Origin of the sequence: Sphingobium sp. Cam5-1, from assembly GCF_015693305.1 — a bacterium.
Lineage (GTDB): Bacteria > Pseudomonadota > Alphaproteobacteria > Sphingomonadales > Sphingomonadaceae > Sphingobium.
Genome location: NZ_CP065138.1, coordinates 322643 through 341013, shown reverse-complemented (window position 1 = coordinate 341013; position 18371 = coordinate 322643). Strand labels below are relative to the sequence as shown.

General features: G+C 63.6%; 20 protein-coding genes. 4 read left to right on the top strand and 16 right to left on the bottom strand.

What is annotated here, in order from left to right; all coding sequences use genetic code 11:
- The 3 genes from IZV00_RS01845 to IZV00_RS01835 are packed head-to-tail and all read right to left on the bottom strand — an operon-like array spanning position 1 to position 2563.
- Positions 1-1740, bottom strand: a complete 1740-nt coding sequence (locus IZV00_RS01845; protein ID WP_196225536.1) for an asparagine synthase-related protein — start codon at positions 1738-1740, stop codon at positions 1-3.
- Complete coding sequence (locus IZV00_RS01840) at positions 1737-2372, bottom strand: lasso peptide biosynthesis B2 protein (RefSeq protein WP_196225535.1); 636 nt, start codon at positions 2370-2372, stop codon at positions 1737-1739. The genes IZV00_RS01845 and IZV00_RS01840 overlap by 4 nt, the downstream gene beginning before the upstream one ends.
- 53 nt (positions 2373-2425) lie before the next feature.
- Positions 2426-2563, bottom strand: coding sequence for a benenodin family lasso peptide (locus tag IZV00_RS01835; RefSeq protein WP_230463249.1), 138 nt, complete (start codon positions 2561-2563; stop codon positions 2426-2428).
- Between the two features lie 447 nt (positions 2564-3010).
- On the opposite strand from IZV00_RS01835, the gene IZV00_RS01830 reads away from it, so the two are divergent.
- A complete protein-coding gene (locus tag IZV00_RS01830; protein WP_196225534.1) occupies positions 3011-3904 on the top strand; it encodes a LysR family transcriptional regulator in 894 nt (297 codons plus the stop codon).
- Here IZV00_RS01830 and IZV00_RS01825 read toward each other — a convergent pair whose 3' ends face one another.
- The 12 genes from IZV00_RS01825 to IZV00_RS01770 all read right to left on the bottom strand — a co-directional run bounded on the left by IZV00_RS01825 (position 3905) and on the right by IZV00_RS01770 (position 14049).
- Positions 3905-4132: a DUF2274 domain-containing protein gene (locus tag IZV00_RS01825; protein ID WP_196225533.1), complete on the bottom strand. Its 228-nt coding sequence runs from the start codon at positions 4130-4132 to the stop codon at positions 3905-3907. It abuts the gene before it with no gap.
- Complete coding sequence (locus IZV00_RS01820; protein WP_196225532.1) at positions 4129-5310, bottom strand: TrbI/VirB10 family protein; 1182 nt, start codon at positions 5308-5310, stop codon at positions 4129-4131. Before IZV00_RS01820 ends, IZV00_RS01825 begins: the two co-directional genes overlap by 4 nt.
- Entirely contained in the window at positions 5307-6239 is a 933-nt protein-coding gene (trbG, locus tag IZV00_RS01815) for a P-type conjugative transfer protein TrbG (RefSeq protein WP_196225531.1), read from the bottom strand. The genes IZV00_RS01820 and trbG overlap by 4 nt, the downstream gene beginning before the upstream one ends.
- Positions 6236-6919, bottom strand: coding sequence for a conjugal transfer protein TrbF (gene trbF, locus IZV00_RS01810; protein ID WP_196225530.1), 684 nt, complete (start codon positions 6917-6919; stop codon positions 6236-6238). Before trbF ends, trbG begins: the two co-directional genes overlap by 4 nt.
- A gap of 3 nt (positions 6920-6922) precedes the next feature.
- Positions 6923-8197, bottom strand: coding sequence for a P-type conjugative transfer protein TrbL (gene trbL, locus IZV00_RS01805; RefSeq protein ID WP_196225529.1), 1275 nt, complete (start codon positions 8195-8197; stop codon positions 6923-6925).
- Complete coding sequence (trbK-alt, locus tag IZV00_RS21460; protein ID WP_443020071.1) at positions 8194-8394, bottom strand: putative entry exclusion protein TrbK-alt; 201 nt, start codon at positions 8392-8394, stop codon at positions 8194-8196. Before trbK-alt ends, trbL begins: the two co-directional genes overlap by 4 nt.
- A 46-nt stretch (positions 8395-8440) precedes the next feature.
- Positions 8441-9145, bottom strand: coding sequence for a P-type conjugative transfer protein TrbJ (gene trbJ, locus IZV00_RS01795; RefSeq protein WP_196225527.1), 705 nt, complete (start codon positions 9143-9145; stop codon positions 8441-8443).
- Positions 9129-11573, bottom strand: coding sequence for a conjugal transfer protein TrbE (gene trbE, locus IZV00_RS01790; RefSeq protein WP_196225526.1), 2445 nt, complete (start codon positions 11571-11573; stop codon positions 9129-9131). The genes trbJ and trbE overlap by 17 nt, the downstream gene beginning before the upstream one ends.
- Positions 11570-11833: a VirB3 family type IV secretion system protein gene (locus tag IZV00_RS01785; RefSeq protein WP_196225525.1), complete on the bottom strand. Its 264-nt coding sequence runs from the start codon at positions 11831-11833 to the stop codon at positions 11570-11572. Before IZV00_RS01785 ends, trbE begins: the two co-directional genes overlap by 4 nt.
- The gene (locus tag IZV00_RS01780; protein ID WP_196225524.1) at positions 11833-12168 is read right to left on the bottom strand and encodes a TrbC/VirB2 family protein; all 336 of its coding nucleotides are present in this window, start codon (positions 12166-12168) and stop codon (positions 11833-11835) included. Before IZV00_RS01780 ends, IZV00_RS01785 begins: the two co-directional genes overlap by 1 nt.
- On the bottom strand, positions 12165-13130 hold the full coding sequence (gene trbB, locus IZV00_RS01775) for a P-type conjugative transfer ATPase TrbB (protein WP_196225523.1): 966 nt from the start codon (positions 13128-13130) through the stop codon (positions 12165-12167). Before trbB ends, IZV00_RS01780 begins: the two co-directional genes overlap by 4 nt.
- A gap of 157 nt (positions 13131-13287) precedes the next feature.
- Positions 13288-14049, bottom strand: a complete 762-nt coding sequence (locus tag IZV00_RS01770; protein WP_196225522.1) for a LuxR family transcriptional regulator — start codon at positions 14047-14049, stop codon at positions 13288-13290.
- Between the two features lie 528 nt (positions 14050-14577).
- Between IZV00_RS01770 and IZV00_RS01765 the strand changes: the two genes are divergently transcribed.
- Positions 14578-14835, top strand: coding sequence for a hypothetical protein (locus IZV00_RS01765; protein ID WP_196225521.1), 258 nt, complete (start codon positions 14578-14580; stop codon positions 14833-14835).
- 53 nt (positions 14836-14888) lie between these two features.
- Positions 14889-16085, top strand: a complete 1197-nt coding sequence (gene nhaA, locus IZV00_RS01760) for a Na+/H+ antiporter NhaA (RefSeq protein WP_196225520.1) — start codon at positions 14889-14891, stop codon at positions 16083-16085.
- Here the strand turns inward: nhaA and IZV00_RS01755 are convergent.
- Positions 16063-17373 carry an SLC13 family permease gene (locus tag IZV00_RS01755; protein WP_196225519.1) on the bottom strand — a complete coding sequence of 437 codons (1311 nt, stop codon included), beginning with the start codon at positions 17371-17373 and terminating at the stop codon, positions 16063-16065. The genes nhaA and IZV00_RS01755 overlap by 23 nt on opposite strands.
- A 103-nt stretch (positions 17374-17476) precedes the next feature.
- Between IZV00_RS01755 and IZV00_RS01750 the strand changes: the two genes are divergently transcribed.
- Complete coding sequence (locus IZV00_RS01750) at positions 17477-18343, top strand: hypothetical protein (protein WP_196225518.1); 867 nt, start codon at positions 17477-17479, stop codon at positions 18341-18343.
- Positions 18344-18371: the final 28 nt, after the last annotated feature.

Sequence of the window (18371 nt, the reverse complement as noted above, 5' to 3'; positions counted from 1 at the left end):
TCATGCCGACCATTTTCGCGCCCAGGCTTCGGCATTTCCCAGTTCAAGAACACGCAACTGGTGCCGATGGTGAGGATTGGCCGAAATGAGGACAGTGTCGATGGCCTCCATATCGATGATCCCATGCCGATGAAGCAAGCCGTCGTGCAGCATCTCGCGCAACAGCGCGCGATGTCGTTCGAATATCTCGAGGATGAAGCTGTCCGGCCGCCCCTTGGATGTACGCCGAATGAGCGCCTCGGGCAATCGATCCGCAAAGGCTTGGCGCGCAACGGATCGGTTTACCCCGCCCTCATACCAGCGCCAACTCGGGATGGAGAGGCAGAGCTCGGCGATCGGTTGCGACAGCAGCGGCATGATAGTCGGGGGAAAGTCCGGACGGCGATGCCGCTCTAGGTGATTGTGGAAGCGCAGGAGCAGGGCGATATGAAGCGCCTTGCCGGGAAGCGCATCGTCTGGCGCATCGAGCCAGGGGTGGTTGAACGATAGTGGCTCTGCCTCAACCGCCGTTGCAATGAACAAATCATCGCCTTTCCAGCGGTAGCCCTTGTCCCTCCCCCATCGCTTGCCCAGCGCTTTTGTCACTATGGCGGGGAGGCTAGCGCCCGTAACTCGATGGATGTCCCGTGCCGTGGCGAAAAGGCCTGCTGCGAAGCCTTCCCGAAGCCAGCGGTCGGCGACAGGCGAGGCAGAGTGCGCGTAACAGAAGATATTGTCCCCACCGCCGCCGCTGAAGATCGCCCGCTGACTGTCGCGGTGCATGCGCGCTAATGTCCCTTTTACAGCCGCTTCGATCGCCTGGATGAAGTAGTTTCCCGTCGGCCTGGGCAGATGCGCAGCGTGGCTGCGCCTGGGGTCAACCGCACTGATGTCGAAAAATTGTTCCTCCACATCATAGCCGCAATGCTTGGCTGCAAGTCGCGCATAGCCACGTTCGTCCCCGCCGGGACCCACTGTTGCAAGAGTGTAGAGGCTTGGTTTCACATGCGCCGATTTGAGCGCCGCAAGAACGATCGAGGAATCCAGTCCGCCAGAAATGCCCATCAGGATCTGGTCATAGCTGCGCGCCCATGCCGTGACGCAATTGCCAACGGTCCGAGAGAGAAGCGCGGCAGCGCTTTCCCGCTGCAGGCGTTGATCGGGCCCGACATGCGCCCAGGGCGACCAGACAGGCTCCATCTCTCGCTGTGCACCTAAGGTCAGCCGGCATCCCGGCAGGAGTTCTTCCAAGCCTTCAAGACAAGTATGGGTCCCACGAAAATCGCCAGAGCGCAAATGACGCGCAAGGGCAGCCCAATCCACCCGGCAAGAGACAAGCCCAGCACCACTCAGTAATTCCGGCTCGTTGGTGACAGCGACGCAACCATCTCCGATCGCACAATGGTAGCAGGCGAGCATGCCCGAGGGATCGCGGATGACCGAAACTGCGCGTCTGCCGCTTTCGGCAATGACGGCGACGTAGGCACCCCAGCAATGGTCGAGGAGCCACTGCCCTTTAGAACGGAAAATTTCCTTGCGAGCCGCGCCGTCGAACTGCTCCAGCGGCCGGTTGTCGATACGCGAGAAGAGCTTTCCGACCACCGCAATCTCTGCGTCAGGATCAGTAGTGAGATCGCCTGCGCCCGCCGCAAGGAGCAGGTTTTCGCCTGACCACACAAGAGGCAGGCCTGCGAGTGTGGTCGGCGTCTCCAGCAGCCTACTGTTTGTCCGGCCCGTTAGGAGGAGATAGCGCGCCGTCATGGGACTGACAGGATCGGGACGAAACCCGCCACCACATCAGGCTCATCGATCAAGAGCGCCTCATCCGTCTGGACCCAGCAATGAGCATGGAAAGGCCGAACCGCGACGCCGAACACCAGCCGCGCGCGGACACCCCTGCGGCGCAGGTAAAGGACCAGCGCAAGCGCCTTCCAAAGGCAGCGGTCCTGCCGCGAGATCACAGCATCGCTTTTCCGGAACGCCGCAACCAGAGACGCGACATCAGCCGAACGGTTGAAACGCGGCGGCTCGGATTTGAGCGCGCGCAAGATCCGGTGCAGAGGCTGGATCCGCAGGCGCGCATAGGCGTCCACATGCGCATGGAAAACTGCTGCAAGATCGCGCGCCGACGGGGTCGATGCGGAGGCATCGAGTCTGGTGCTGGGCACCTGCAGGACGATAGGCGCGATGGAAGCCGCCTCCTTGCTCTCCTCGAACAGCGCCTCCAACGTTCCCGCAATGTCTCTGGGGTTCGCCACGCCTCCGACCATAGTGGCAAGCAGCTCCGCTGCGCTGGGCGAAAGCGCAAAATAGCGGTCTTTTGGCAGGTCCAGAAAGATCACTTCACCCCCGACGAAGCAGAAGCTGAGGCCATCTCGCAAGCGATAGGGCATGGTCCGTGGAAGCCGGTGGTGGCGCACGCCCGTTACGGCGTGCGCCTCTTCGGTCAGTCGTCGCTGAGGCCGCCTGCAATATTCTGCAGGCCCTCGGTATCGACCCCACCGAAGCCAGGGCCCTTGGTTTCCACGCTGGCTGCACCGAGGTCGATCAGCGCAACGTTTTCACGTTCGATCGTCTTTTCCATGACATGCTCCTGTTGGAAGTGCCGTGATCAGTTACGGCAAGGTTGAGGCTAGGAGCCGGCCTGCATTATAGGAATTTTATAATAGCATTATAATCGCGCCTCACTGCGAGTTTCAGCCTATCAGCTTGCATGTAGTTAAGACTGCGGCGCAGGACAGGTACGGCAGGCGGGGAGTATCACCGGGCCTTGGACTGTGCCGTTGCGTGACAAGTACGGGCGCCTTTAGCAAAGCTTGGACATTCGCGCCCGCAACCCGGTGACCCCGCACCGTCATGAACGTTGCACGCGAATATCAACAAAATCGTCGTGACAAGGCAATCGCTTGGCTGCGGAGCAGGAGCAACGCAGGGCGATTTCCATACCAGATTGTCGGCATTTCCCGTCCAGCGCTCACGCGAAATTCTTTCTTTCGCCTGCTGGAGCCGGCGAATCGGGGAAATGCTGCGGATGATCGAACTTCGTCATCTTCACTATGTCATCGCGACAGCCGAGCTCGGCAGCTTCAATCGGGCGGCTGCCAGCTTCAACATCAAGCAGTCCACGCTGAGCGAGCGGGTCCGTGACCTTGAAATCCGTCTGGGCATCTCTCTGTTTGAACGGTCATCCCGCGGCGTGTCGCTCACCCGCGCAGGCCGCAACTTTCTGTCCGGCGCACGCCGTGTCGTCGCGGAGGTTGAGGCGATGCGGCGCCATGCTGCGGCCTTTCGCGCGGGCAAGCTTGGTCTTTTGATGATCGGCATGGCTGGCGCCGTCTCCCGGCCCGAGGTCGATGAGTTGCTGATCGCTTTCACCCGCGCTCACAAGGATGTTTCGCTTGAAACCTGCCGAGGATCGCACGCTGGTCTAAGCGATGGCCTTGGCAGCGGAAAGCTTGATGCGCTCATTACCACCCATGATGTGGTGGGCCGCAACCTGGAGAGCAGGCTGCTGGCGAGCGGACGCCTCCTTGCCGTTGTCGATGCCAATGGGCCCTTTGGCATGCGGGAGCATCTGAGCTGGAGCGACCTCCTCGACAGCGATATCCTTCTTCCTGCCGGAGCGCGAGGGGAGGACCTCAAGAACAAAGCGTTGCGTTCCCTTCCGCGAAGTGGCGCCTCCTCCACAAGGATCGTGGAACAAGGACTCAGTCCAAGCGCCGTGATACGGCTCATCGAAGGCGATGCCGCCACCTTGATCACGGAAGCAGACCTGCCTCTCATAGCCCCACCGCGCCGCGCGCTCCCCATTTACGAGCAGACGGGTCTTGCCCGCCTTCCCTCCATCCTCTCCTGGTCGAGGGCAAACAGGAACCCTGCCCTCGCAGCGCTCACGAGCATGGTGACTGCCGGACAGGTCCGATGATCAGGCGCGCGGCAATGTCCGTCGCAATCGCGCGAAGGCTCGGTCGCTTGCCATGAACCGCTCCATCATAGGCGCAATCAGGCGCTCAGGAGCGAGTGGGGGTGCGCCCGTCTGGGCTGCATGCACCTGCGCATAGTCGCACAGGGTCCGATAGAGCGCGCCAGGCAACTCGACCGTGCATTTCACAGGCTTTTCATCGGGAATGGCGCCCAGCCTCAGATCGTTCATGATTGTTCCTCCGATGTGTCGAAGATGAGGTCGCGCTTGATGATCACCCGCAGCGGATGCCCCGGCCGGATGGTCAACGTGGGCGGGATTCCGATCTCCCGCTGCACGATCTGGTTGCCTGCCTGAACCACGCTATTCTGTCCGCCCCGCCGCAGCGCCCGGACCAGCGCACTCTCCTCATCATTCGATCCGAGCTCCCCGCCGATGCCGAGCAGGGTCGAAATGGCCGCCGCGCCGAGGAGATTGCCCCAATGGCGGTTCACCCGATCCTGCAGCCCGGAAAAGCCGGCGGCGTCCGCGCCAGGCAGGCGGTCCAGCGCCAGGGAAGCGCCGCCGGGCAACAGCAGCCGTGTCCAGATCATCATCACCCGTGTCTGTCCTGCTTCGAGATCCGAGTCATATTCTCCCAGCAATTTCGACCCTTGCGGGATGAGCAATATCCTTCCGGTGAGGCTGTCATAGACATTCTCGGTGACCTGCGCCGTCAGTTGCCCGGGCAGATCCGATCGGATGCCCGTCATCAGGGCAGCAGGCAGCACCGACCCCGCCTGAAGGATGAGCCGCGAGGCCGCCGTTTTGACACGCGCGGTACTGACTGCAGGCTGCGGCTCGCCACCTGCAAGAAAGGCGCGTTTCGCTGCCTCACCCGGACCAAGGGCCGTCTCACCGCCACCTGCGGGCCTCTCAGCAGGAAAAGCGACCGGTTGCGAAATATCCTGTGCCGCACGCGCCCCTCCGCCAAGAAAAAGTCCGCTTGAACGGGCGGCGTCCTGCTCCTCCGCACGGCGGCCTAACGCTGGCGCGACAGGAGAGCGCGAGGCCGAAGGGTCCATCGGCGTCGCCTCGCCCGTCCACCTCTCTCGTTGCTGGGCCGCCAAAATCGGCCGGCCAAGATCACCCGGGAGCGGCGGCCCGATTTTTGGTACGTCGCTATAATCGCGAGGGCCATTCACAAGCGATGCAGCGCCCGGCCTTCCGGATTCGGCGAGCAGCTCTGGCGGCGATTGCAAGGTGCGGGGCGCCAAGGCATAGACGAGTACCCCGCCGATGCTGAGCCCTGCCACCGCAGCGATCGTCAGCAGCGCCTTCTTGGACAAGCGGGCGACAACGGGCCGCTCCCCCTCCAGCCGGAATGCGGCGGACGGCGGAGCAGAAGGCCCCTGCTGATCCTCGCTCATCGCCGCGCTTCCCGGCGCCTGATCTGAACGCTTTGCGCTCCCCTTCTGTCTCCCAGGCGCAGCTCCGCCCTGTCGAACAGACGATCCACAATCATGTAGCGTCCCTGGACCCGATAGTTGACGAGCTCCGCGCCGCCGCTCTGCCCCAGGATGAAGAGCGGCGGCATCACGTCCTGCCCGACACTTGGGGGAAATTCGACAAAGGCCTGGCGTCCATCGTCGAAGACCCGAACAGGGCGCCAGCGCGGCCGATCGCCCGAAAGCTTGTAGCCGAAGAAGAGGCTGGCCGGCTCAATGTCGCTCGCGACCTGCGACGCCGCGCCGGGTGCCGCAGCCTTCCCCCTGATGGCGACAAGCCCCTCCTGCGGATAGGTCCAGCTCACCGACGCCATATAGGTCCGCGATGTCGCCCGCAGCTCGACATGATAGGTACGGCGATCGGTGTTGATGATCAGATTGGTGGCGATGTCTGGGCGGGTGGGTTTGATCAGGATGTGCACCCGCTCGCCCTCGGGGCTGCCGCTCACCGTATCGCCAATGATCCAGCGCGCCGTGTCGCCGGCGGCGACGGGACCTGTGCCAAAGAGCTTTTCTCCGGGCTGCAGCACGATGTCCGTTATCTGCCCAGGGCTGGCATAGACCTGGAACAGCGACCCCTCGGTCCAGGCAAAGACCTGCATCGCGTTCACAAAGGCGCTACGCACAGGCTGCATGCGCGCACCTTCGTTGGCGCGGACAATTTGCTGACGCGCGGTTCGTTCGGGCGCGCCCGCCTGATTTTCCCTCTTCGATACGCTCCGCCGCTCAACCAGTGGCTTTCGCGCCAAGCCGGAGGGCCGAGCCTCGGCCGCGACGGGCACCACAGACGCAGCAGCTGCCACAGCGCCCGAGACGAAGAGGAAGGTTAGACTTCGTAGACCTGAAGTCATTGAGCAAGCTCCTTTGACCAGTTGATCGCCGTGACAAGCAGACCTAGCGGATTGCGCCGCAAGGTTTCCGCCGTCCGGGGCTGTCTCACACTGACGGACAATATCGCCGACCAGCGGCTGCTCTCCTCCAGAGCCCCGTCCCGGTATCGCCGTTCCGTCCAAGCCACGCGAAAACTGTCATCGCTCGCCCGGATCACGCTGGAAATGTCCACGGCGACCTGCACCTTCCCGACCTGCGCGAACGGGTCAATGGCGCGTGCATAGCCATTCAGCATCTGCGCTCCTTTTTCGGAGGTGAAGTCGTAGGCTCGAAGCCAGTTCTGACGCAGAACCACGGCATCGGCGGGAAGGCCGCGGACATTCTCGATGAACCGGCCGAGGTGAAAGGCTATTTGCGGATCAGTAGGGTGATAGTCCCGCTCCGCCGGTGCAACCGCCCGGGCCTCGCCAAGCTTATCCACTTCGACGATCCAGGGCGTCACGGTTCCGCGTGCGCTCTGCCAGACAAGGGCCGCCGAAACTCCCCCTGCCAACGACAATGCGGCAAAGCAGGCGAGCCGCCAGCTGTGCGCCTGAACGCGCGCCGATCCGATGCGATCGTCCCAGACCTGCGCTGCTCTTTGATAGGGCGTCACAGGCTCGGGTGTGCGCCCATAGCGAACTGATGATCGTTTGAACATGGATCATTCCCTTTCCTGAAGATCGACCGTTGCGCCGCCGCCTGCACCATCACCGGCATGGGCGGCGCGGGCGACCGCTGTCACGCCATGCCCGGCATTCTGCCGCCGCCGCATGGCGCGCGCCCAACCAGGCGGTGCGTCCCGCGACGGACTTGCAGGTCCGGCAGCAGGATCCTGGCCCGACCGGTAGGCAGCGCCGATCGCGTCCGCCGCCCGGCGCAGCGGCGACATCGAGGCTTCAGCCGCCGCGCGGCCGACCCCCGCTGCGCCACCGCCTACGCGTGCTAACCCGGTCTTGCCCTGCGCGCCGCTCTGGAAGGCAGCGCTGGTGCCGCCCGCTCCACGACTGACGAGTAGAGCGCCTGATCGTGTCCCCGCCGCGACCGCGCCAGCGGCGATACCCGCTGTCGCTGTCGCAGCCATCGCCATTCCTCCAGCGGCAACAGCCGTGCCCGCGGCGCTCCCTGCGCCTAGTTGCGGGCCGCCGGTGACGATCCCGGTGGCGATGCCGGGCCCGAACATCCCGAGGCCCATCAAGGCAAGGGCCGCCAGAGCGATGGCGAGGCATTTCTCCGCGGTGGTCTCGCCTGTCCCGCCGGCGGAAAGGAACTGTTCGAACAGGCTGCTGCCGATCGCGGTGATTACGCCAAGCACCAGGACCTTGATGCCGCTCGACACAATATGCCCCAGCACCCGTTCAGCCATGAATGCGGTGCGGCCGAAGAGGGCAAAGGGCAGCAACAGGAAACCGGCGAGTGTGACGAGCTTGAATTCGATCAGAGTGACGAAGACCTGCACGGCCAGAATGAAGAAAGCGATGACGATGATCGCCCAGGCGAGCAGGAGGACGGCGATTTGCACGAAGTTGGCAAAAAAGGCAGTGACGCCCATCAGTTCGCCCGCCTCCTCGAGCAACGGCGATCCGGCGTCGATCCCGACCCCAGCCAGCGACCCAGGCCGCATGAAGGTGTCGAGGCCGACCCCGCCACCCCCCGCCTTAAGGCCGAGGCCAGCGAAGGAACGGAAGAGGATGTCGGCCAGCGTGGAGAAATTGCCGATGATGAAGGCGAAGACGCCGACATAAAGGCATTTTCGCACCAGTCGCTGGAGAATGTCTTCCCCCGGACCCCAACTCCAGAACAGCGCAGCGAGCGTCACGTCGATCGCTACGAGTGTGCTGGAGAGGAAACCAACTTCTCCCCCGACCAGACCGAAGCCGCTGTCGATATAGCGCAGGAAGACGTCCAGAAAATTGTCTATGACACCCGTGTCGGTCATCGCCCGCTTCCACCCTGCCCGAGGAAATGCGAGCGGTGCGCGTTCCAGATCTGCGTGCATGTCGCGTCAGGCCCGGGCATGTCGCGACATCGCGCCAGATCGCGTGCGAGCGGATTCACGCGCGCTTCGCCCCTGTCGAAGAGCTGTTCCTTCTCTGGCGGAGGACTGAGGAACGCGACAAGGGCGATGGCAAACATCACCCCACCTAGACCTGCGCCAAGACAGAGCTTGCCCTTGTCCATCTCACCCTCGAGGCCCGCGCTTTACAAAGCGGGCGAAGCGTGCCCGCCCCTCAGCCTCTGCCGTCGCACCCCGCGCCGCCTCAATCGCCTGCGCCCGTGACGCGGCCGCCATGACGGCGGTCATATCGACGACCTGCCGGATCTGCAGGGCAACAAGCTGGTTTCCGGCCTGCGCGGCCTGCAGCGCGCCTGTCGCCGATTGGCTCCGGGACAGCAGCGCGTTCAAGATGGAGTGCGTCCCATCGAGGTTGCCGACCACGCCCGCCTGGACCTTGAGCGCCTCCTTGAACGCAGCGACGCTCGTCTCCCACCGATCCCGCGCGCCCTCCACCAGCGCGGCATTGCTCGTGCTTGCGGATACGGTCCCGTATCGCGAGGAAAATGCCTGGTCTATTTGGCGCACATCATAGGCAAGCCGTTCCGCCTGTGTGAGCAGGGTCCGCGTTTGCTGGACCTGCGCCTCGAGCGCCTGGAGCGAACTGAAAGGGAGCGACGCAAGATTGCGGCCTTCGTTGAGAAGCGAAGTCGCCTGGTTCTGCAAGGAGCGGATCTGGTTGTTGATCTGCTCGAGCGCTCGCGCTGCCTGCAGCACGTTGGACGCATAGTTGGTCGGATCATAGACGATAAGAGCGTCGGCGGGAGCGCTCGCCAGGAGCGCCGTCGCTGATGCGAGGGCAAGCAGATGTGCACTATGAGTGCGGGACATGGGCCATTTCCTTTGCGATGATGCTCAGAAGATCAGCGGCCCAGTCGAGGCCGCGATTGCGCAGCCACGCGCTGCCAAAGGCTCCGGACTCGCTGTGCGCCAGTACCGCGCTGATGCGATCCTGGTCGGTGCGTGACGATGTGGCGGTGAAGGCCAGGGCGACATCGTCAAGGCCAAGGTCGATGAGGCGGTTGCCGCTCCGGGATTGCACATAATAATCCCGCTTGGGCACGGCCCCGGCCAAGATTTCAATCTGACGTTCGTTGAGGCCAAAGCGCTGGTAGATCGCCGCGATCTGCGGTTCGATCGCCCGCTCATTCGGCAGGAAGATGCGGGTGGGGCAGCTTTCGATGATGGCTGGCGCGATAGCGCTGCGCTCGATGTCAGCAAGGCTTTGGGTCGCGAAAAGCACGGAGGCATTCTTCTTGCGCAGCGTCTTGAGCCACTCGCGCAGCTGCGCCGCGAACATCGGACTATCAAGGACCAGCCATCCCTCGTCGATCACGATCAGCGTCGGCCGGCCATCGAGCTGCCCTTCGATCCGGTGGAACAGATAGGACAATACGCCAGCGGCTGCCCCCGACCCCACCAGCCCCTCGGTCTCAAAAACCTGGCAGGTGTTGCTGGAGAGGCCTTCCTCCTCGCCATCGAGCAGCTGCCCCCATGGGCCCGAGAGACAGAAGGGCGCGAGGGCTTGTTTCAGCCGCATATCCTGCAGGAGCACCACAAGGCCGGTGAGGGTTCGCTCGGCCGGCGGCGCGGACGCGAGACTGCAGAGCGCGGCCCACAAAAGCTCCTTTGCCACCGGATCGAGATCCACGCCTTCGCCGGCCAGTATCGCGGTGAGCCATTCTGCCGCCCATGCGCGCTCGGAAGGACTGTCGATCCGCCGCAGCGGCTGAAGCGACACGCTCTCCCCGCCATCCTCCTGGCCGTTTCCCAGATCGCGCCACGCGCCGTCCATCGCGATGACGGCCGCCCGCAGGCTGCGGCCAAAATCGAAGGCGAATATCTGCGCGCCTGCATAGCGCCGGAATTGCATCGCTGTGAAGGCAAGCAGCACCGACTTTCCTGCTCCAGTCGGCCCCACGACCATCGCGTGGCCGACATCTCCCACATGAAGCGAGAAGCGAAATGGCGTGGTCCCTTCCGTCCGCGCATGGAACAGCGGCGGACCGCCCAAATGGTCGTTGCGCTCGGGGCCAGCCCAGATGGCCGACAGCGGCATCATATGGGCAAGGTTGAGCGTGCTGACCGGTGGCTGCCGGACATTGGCGTAGACCTGCCCCGGGAGGGATCCGAGCCAGGCCTCGAGCGCATTCATCCGCTCGGCAATGCAGGTAAAATCACGCCCCTGGATGACCTTTTCGACGAGCTTCAGCCGTTCGTCGGCTGTCCTTGCATCTTCGGCCAAAATACTGACTGTGGCCGTTACATAGGCCTGGCCGACCATATCCGCGCCCAGTTCCTGCAAGGCGAGATCCGCGTCTTCAGCCTTGTTGGACGCATCATTGTCGAGAAGAACACTGGCTTCGTTGGTCAGCACCTCCTTGAGGATCGCCGCGACCGATTTGCGCTTGGCGAACCACTGGCGCCGGATCTTCTGGAGGAGGCGGGTCGCCTCTCCCTTGTCCAGCAGGATGGCCCGGGTCACCCAGCGATAGGGATAGGCCAACCGATTAAGCTCGTCCAATATGCCGGGAAAGGTGGCGCTTGGAAATCCGCAGATGGTCAGGGTGCGAAGATGCTGGTCGCCGATCCGCGGCTCCAGCCCGCCTACCAACGGCTCATCCGCGAGGATGGCGTCCAGATAGATGGGGGTTTCGGGCACGCGCACGCTCTGCCGTCGCGAGGAGACAGTGCCGTGTAGGTAAGTCAGCGTCGCGCGGTCATCGAGCCATTCAAATTCAGGCAGGAAGGCCTCGAGCAATTGCCCGATACGCGATGTGCGATCGGCGAACTGGGACAGCCATTCCCTCGGGTCTACCGACTGCCGTTCGCGACCTTCATAGAGCCAGGCTTCGGCGCGCTGTGCTTCATCGGCAGGCGGTAGCCACAGGAACGTCAGATAATAGGCGCTTTCAAAATGGGCGCCTTCCTCGCGAAACTGTTCCTGTCTCTCCCGATCCACCAGTGCCGACACGGGATCGGGAAAGCGGCTTTGCGGATAGTCCATCGCGGGCACCCGCTGCGCCTCTGTGAATATGGACCAGCCCGAGCCCAGCCGGCGGAGCGCGCTATTGAGCCGCGCCGTGACCGCAAGAAGTTCGGTGGGCGTCGAGGAGTCCAGATCAGGTCCGCGGAACCGGGCGGACCGTTGCAGGGCGCCGTCTTTGTTGAGGACGATCCCGGGCGCGATGAGCGCCGCCCATGGCAGGAAATCCGCAAGGCCCGCCGCTTTCCCACGATATTCACGCAAGGGCATCATGGGATAAGGACTGCAGGATAGCGAACGTGGCGGCGAGCCACCTCGACAAAGTGGGGGTCACGCCGGCCGACCCAGACGGCAAGGCCATGGCCGATGAGGCCAAGGAGGATGCCGATGATCCAGAGCCGCAATCCGATCCCGACGGCGCCGGCCAGCGTGCCATTGATGATTGCCAGCGCCCGCGGGGAGCCACCCAGCATGATGGGTTCTGTCAGCGCCCGGTGCACTGGCACTTCATAGCCATGGGGAAGCGGCTGCATCAGACGAGCGCCCCGCCGCCAAAGGAGAAGAATGAGAGAAAGAAGCTCGACGCTGCAAAGGCGATAGAAAGGCCGAAGACGATCTGAATGAGGCGCCTGAAACCGCCGGATGTGTCGCCGAATGCCAGCGCCAGGCCCGTGGTGATGATGATGATGACGGCAACGATCTTTGCCACCGGGCCTTCAATCGATTCCAGGATCGACTGAAGCGGCGCTTCCCAGGGCATGGAGGATCCCGACGCCTGAGCGGGACTGGTCAGCGCCATCCCGACAGCCATCGCGAGTGGAAGGACCTGGAGATGGCGGCGAAGCGGACACACGAACTGACGGCTCATCGGCGGTCTCCTTGGGGTAAAATGCGAAAGTCGCCGCGGGCATCGAGCCCATCGATCCACGCGAGCTCGGCAAGGCGGCGTCCCGAACCGTCGCGCACAAGCACGGCGACGAGGTTGACCGTCTCGGCGATAAGCGCGCGTGGCACGGTGACTACTGCCTCCTGCACCAGTTGCTCGAGGCGGCGCAGGGCGCCGCGGGCCGACCCCGCGTGGATCGTGCCGAAACCGCCCGGGTGCCCGGTCCCCCATGCCTTGATGAGATCCAGCGCCTCGGGTCCCCGGACCTCGCCTATAGGAATGCGATCGGGCCTCAGCCTCAGCGCACAACGGACCAGATCCCGGAGAGTGGCAGCGCCATCCTTGGTGCGCAAGGCGACAAGGTTGGGTGCGCTGCACTGCAGTTCCCGCGTGTCTTCGATCAAGATGACGCGGTCGTCCGACTTGGCAATTTCTGCGAGCAGCGCATTGACCAGTGTGGTTTTGCCCGTTCCCGTCCCACCCGCCACCAGGATGTTGGCGCGCGAAACCACGGCGGCTTCGAGCACCGCTGCCTGATCGGCGGTCATGACGCTGGCCGCGACATAGTCGGCGAGCGTGAATATCTTTGCAGCGGGCTTCCGGATCGAGAAGGAGGGCGCGGCAACGATAGGTGGCACCAGTCCTTCAAACCTTTCACCACCCTCGGGCAGTTCCGCGGACAGCCTTGGTGAACTGCTGTGGACAGTTGCGCCGACATGATGGGCGACCAGTCTGATCACCCGCTCTGCCATGTCCGGCGACATGATCTCGTCGGTTGCGATCATCCCCTCGCCGAGGCGATCCAGCCAGAGCCGGCCATCGGGATTGAGCATGATCTCGACGATCTCGGGATCAGCGAGCCATGCAATCAGCCGGGGACCAAAGCCCGACCGCAGCATCCGGACACTTCTTTCCAGCTGCGAGCGCGGCGCGATTGGCGACATCAACGATACTCCCCTGTATGGCATCGCGGAAAAGCCGTCTGCCCGTCGGGGACAGACAAGAAAACCTGATTGCACCCCGGCGCAACAAGGCTTTCATGCGATCGAAGAATGGCGTGGGATCAGAAAGACGCGGCGGTGTTCATGACCCAAGCCTTGCCTATCGGCGGCCGCCAAAGCGCGACCGGTAGATGTCGGAAAAGCAGATCACCCCGTCGAACAGCGCGCGAATCGCCAAAGCCGTGCGCGAACCTACGCCATAGCGCTCGCGCGCCATCTTCTGGTGCTGCTCGACTGTCAGCTGACTGATGCCCATGATCCTGGAGATCTCCCAATCGGTCTTGCCGCGCGCGGTCCACAGCACGCATTCAATCTGCCGATCCGTCAGCTCTATCTCTGTGGCGACCGGCCCGCCTCCTGCCAGGAACCGCGCTTTCTCAAGCGCGATTTCTCCGACCAGCTGTGCGCTCCACAACATGTCTTCGGGAAGCGGCTTGCCGTTCAGAACTACGAAGGAGCAGGAGCCGCTCACCTCGCCAGGTATGTGGGCGGGCACCGTGAAGCCCTCGCCGATCCCGTGAGTGCTGCCCGCCGCAAGTATGTTGCGGTCCCTGCTCGACAGCGCGATCATGCGGCTTATGTGCGACCATCGAAAACCGCGGTTGGTTCGATGGCTTGTCCGCCGCACCGGATCAATCGGCCCAAGCTCCGCCTCCTGGTAAAGATCGGCCCAGCTCTCCGGATAATTATGGATGAGGACTGGCTCAGCGCCTGCTGTTCGGAGATCGACATGATGGGCAAGGGCATAATAGTCGAAGCCCATCTCCCCTACGGCTCGCTTCAGTTCACATTGCAGCCGCGACTGATCGTCGGCGCGCAAAAGAGCGCCAGCGAAACCTTCCACAAGTCGCAATCGACCCATGGCTTGCACCGTTTTTCGATCGCAAGGGCGTTCGCAACCCGCGGAACTCGCGTATCGCCTTCCTTGTTGCGCGCCCGATGCCACCAGTCCAAAGCAGCTCGCAACGCGGTTGCAGCGCAAATATGACAGAATTTCATAGCCTAGCAATCATCTCAGAATGCTGCGGTGGGTGCCCACATTGGTTTAAGCTGATGAGAGGCTAAGTGGTGCGGCGACTTGTCCGCTATGCCTCCACATCCATTCACACGCCTGTGGGGACGACAATCAGCATGCCTCACGTGCCTGAGTTCGATAAGGCGACACACCTGGCGGTCCTCACCCGGCCATTCCGATCGGCTGCTCGAAGAACGCGGTCTGCTGAGCGCCAGTCCACTCTATGTGGACCCCAACCATCTCATTATTTGGTGATTACCCGGTGATTACTTCTAGGAAAAAACGCCCCTGATGATAGCGAATTAGCGCTTTATTTTCAGCGAGATAGTTGAAAGCGAGCACGAAGTGTGGTATTTCCGTTACAGGCGCAAGTAGATGACCGATCATCCAACATCCGCAATCCCCTGGGATCAACCCGCTACCCTGATCGACCTTGAAGGCCGCGCCCCCGTCATCGGCACGATCCGTGACTGCGCTCAGCATTTCGCGGTCTTCAAGCCGCACGCCCGCGAACAGGCCCGCATAGTCCTCACGCAACCCATTCACCGAGTGGGCCGAAAGACCCGCACCTGGATCCTCGAACCCTTCGAAATAGAGCAACTCGCCAATCGGCTCCGCACGGAAACGCACTGATCCGCCGACCGGAAGCGGTGGCCCTGCGCCAAATGGGCCGTTAGAACAGCTGGATGAGCGTTCCTCCCCTGATCACCCGCCCCCTCTCAATGATGCGCGCTTTCCTCGCGGCGGAAGCGGCGGGCGGTATCATCCTGATCGCGGCTGCGGCGCTAGGAATGCTCGTCGCCAACTCCGCCCTGTCGGCCGATTATTTCCACACGCTCCACATCGACCTGGCGGGGCTCAGCCTGCTCCACTGGATCAACGACGGCCTCATGGCATTGTTCTTCCTGATCGTGGGCCTCGAAATCAAGCGAGAGGTGCTGGACGGGCAACTCGCCCGATGGCCCGACCGCCTGCTGCCCGGCCTCGCAGCAGCCGCAGGCGTGATCATGCCCGCCCTTATCTATGTCGCCATCAACCGGGGAGACGCAACCGGCCTTCGCGGCTGGGCGATCCCTGCCGCCACCGACATCGCCTTTGCCCTCGGCGTGCTGGCCCTGCTCGGCCCGCGCGTACCGGGATCGCTCAAGATATTCCTCGCCGCCGTGGCGATCATCGACGACCTCATCGCCGTCCTCATCATCGCCCTCTTCTACAGTGGACAGCTGAGCCTCCTGCCCCTCGCTTTGGCCGTCGCAGGTCTCGCCTGCCTCGCGCTCTGCAATCGCGCGGGCGTCAACAGCCTCTGGCCCTATATACTGATCGGCCTCTTCGTCTGGTTCTGCGTGCTGCAATCCGGCATCCACGCCACGCTGGCCGGGGTCGCCGTCGCAATGACCATGCCCTTGCGAAAGACCCCAGCCGCCCCCGACGACCAGCATTCGCCCTTGTCCCGGCTGGAACATGGCCTCCATCCCTGGGTCGCCTACGCCATCGTCCCCCTGTTCGGCTTCGCCAATGCGGGCGTATCCTTAAGCGGGGTCGCACCATCCGACCTCGCTCAGCCCGTTCCGCTCGGCATCGCGCTCGGCCTTTTTGCAGGCAAGCAGCTCGGCATATTCGGCACCATCTGGCTCCTGTCCCGCCTCGGCTGGGCCAGTCGCCCGGCCCACTCCACATGGACGCAAGTCTATGGCGTTGCGCTCCTGTGCGGCATCGGCTTCACCATGAGCCTCTTCATCGGCGGCCTCGCCTTCGCACCTCATCCGGACACAGGCGATGCAGCAAAGCTCGGCATCCTGCTAGGCTCTCTCGCCTCCGCCACCGCCGGTTTCCTTATCCTGCGGCTCGCGCCCGGCCTGATCAGAACGGAAAGAACATACTGATCGCCGCCACCGCGACGACGCAGGTGATCAGGTTCAAGGGCAACCCCACCCGCACGAAATCCATGTAGCGATAGCCGCCCATCTGATAGACGATGACATTGGTCTGATAGCCAAAGGGCGTCGCAAAGGCCGCGCTCGCCGCCATCATCACCGCGACCAGAAACGGCCGGGGACTGACCGCCAGACTATCGGCCAGCGCCACCGCAACCGGCGTCACCAGCACCGCCACTGTCGCGTTAGACAGCAACTCCGTCAGCACCATCGTCACCAGATACAGCACGACCAGCGCGATCAGCGGGCTCAGCCCATGCACACTGCCGATCAGCATCCGCGATGCATCCGCCGCGAGGCCACTCTGCTCCATCGCGATGCCGATCACCACCATGCCCGCGATCAGGATCAATATCTGCGGCCGCAGCCCGCTATAGGCCTCATCCGCGCTGATCACCCGCAACAGGATCAGCACCACGGCCCCGGCAAAGGCGCTCGCCGCGATCGGCGCGACATCGATCGCCGCCAGCCCCACCGCCGCCGCAAAAACACCCAGCGCAATCGCCGCCTTCGCGGGCTTCAAAGGCCGTGGCTCGGCAAACACCGCCGGGTCGCCCACCTGCGCGCTATACACATGCAGCGCGTCGATCGGCTGCGCTTCCCCCTCCCGCTCATCCGCCTCATGACGGCCACCCAGCAGCTTCTTGCTGAACAGGAACAGGTAAAGCCCGCCTGCCAGCGCCATCGGCACGCCCACCGGCGTAATCTCGAAAATGCCAAAGCGCGGCTGCCCCGCCACGCTCGCCATGTCATCCACCAGCAGGTTGGTGGACGTGCCGATCAACGTGCAGCATCCGGTCAGGATGGTGATGTAGGACAGTGGCATCAGGAACCGCTTGGGAGACAGGCCCAACGCATTGGCGACGTCTCGCACCACCGGCGCGCCCAGCACCACGATCGGCGTCGAATTGAGGAAGCAGGACACCGCGCCGATCATCGACAACAACAGCCACATGCCGGTGGCGCCCATCCGCCTGCACATCGCCACCGCCATCGCGATCGCTCGGTCGAGCAGGCCCGACAGCTCCAGCGCATAGGCAATGACGAACAGCGACGCGAGCGCGATGATCGCGGGACTTGCAAAGGCGCCCTGCACATTGACGGGCCGCACGACGCCCGTCATCAACAGCACCGCCGCCCCGGACAGCGCGACGACATCGGCGCGCACCTTGTCCCAGATCAGCGCCGCGACGACGGCGGCCAGCACCAGCAGCGTCAGAACTTGGTCAATCGTCATGCGCCCCCTGCCTCGTGCCTGCCGCCGCCCCTGTCAACGCAGCAAGCGGGAAAAAAGATGTTTATGCTCTGGAGGATGAAGCCATTTTTGCTATCAATGGCTTATGCGTGAACCCAGTGCCAGGACCAGTCGGCTCGCCATAGCCGCGGGGTTAGCCGCTTTCATCGCCATTGGCGCGGGCGGTTTCCTGCTGGGCCGCGCCACCGCGCCAAAGGCTCCGCCCCCTGCCCCCGCGCCGGCGGCCGTCATCCCGCCGCCATTCCCGGTCCAGCCGCAATTGCCGCGCCTCTGGGGCCGCGCAGAGATAGCCGACCTCACCCGTCGCGCCGCCGACGCCCTGTCATCGGGCAAGCCGCTGCCGAATGACATCGCCGGGGCCGTGGGTCAGCGGTTCGACATAGCCCTCCCCTTCGGTTGCTCGGGCGCTGCGGAAAAGGACAGCACCACCCCCATGCGCTGGCGCTATGATGAAGCGGCTGGCGTGCTCCGCGTCCATGTCATGCCGATTTCGTGGCAAGCCGCCGATTTCGGACTCCCCAGCGAAGGGGAAGGCCATGATGCCGAGGGTTTCTGGATGCAACGGCCATGGTCCACCAGCGACGAATGCCCCGCCCCTGCAACAGCCACCGCGCCCGAACCGGACGGAACCACGCCCAAGCCCGACAAAAGCCTGGCCCTCGCCCAGTTCGGCCAGAATGACGGCAATGACCTATGGCGCCACGGCCGTCCCTTCGAAAAAGTGCTGCGCCTCGCCCCTGAAGACTTCACCCCCTCGCGCGGGCTGAGGCTCAGGCTCATCGGCCGCATTGAACGCGTGCCCGGAAACGGCCCGGTCCACTGCGCCCAGCCGCTAGGGATCGAACAGCGTCCCGTATGCGTCCTCGCCGTCACCCTGCGCGAAGTCCGCATGGAAATACCGGGTGCGGACACCCCCATCGCCATCTGGGAAAATCGCAGCACGGGCGGCTAGACGACCCGCCTTGCCGCAAGCGCATGAA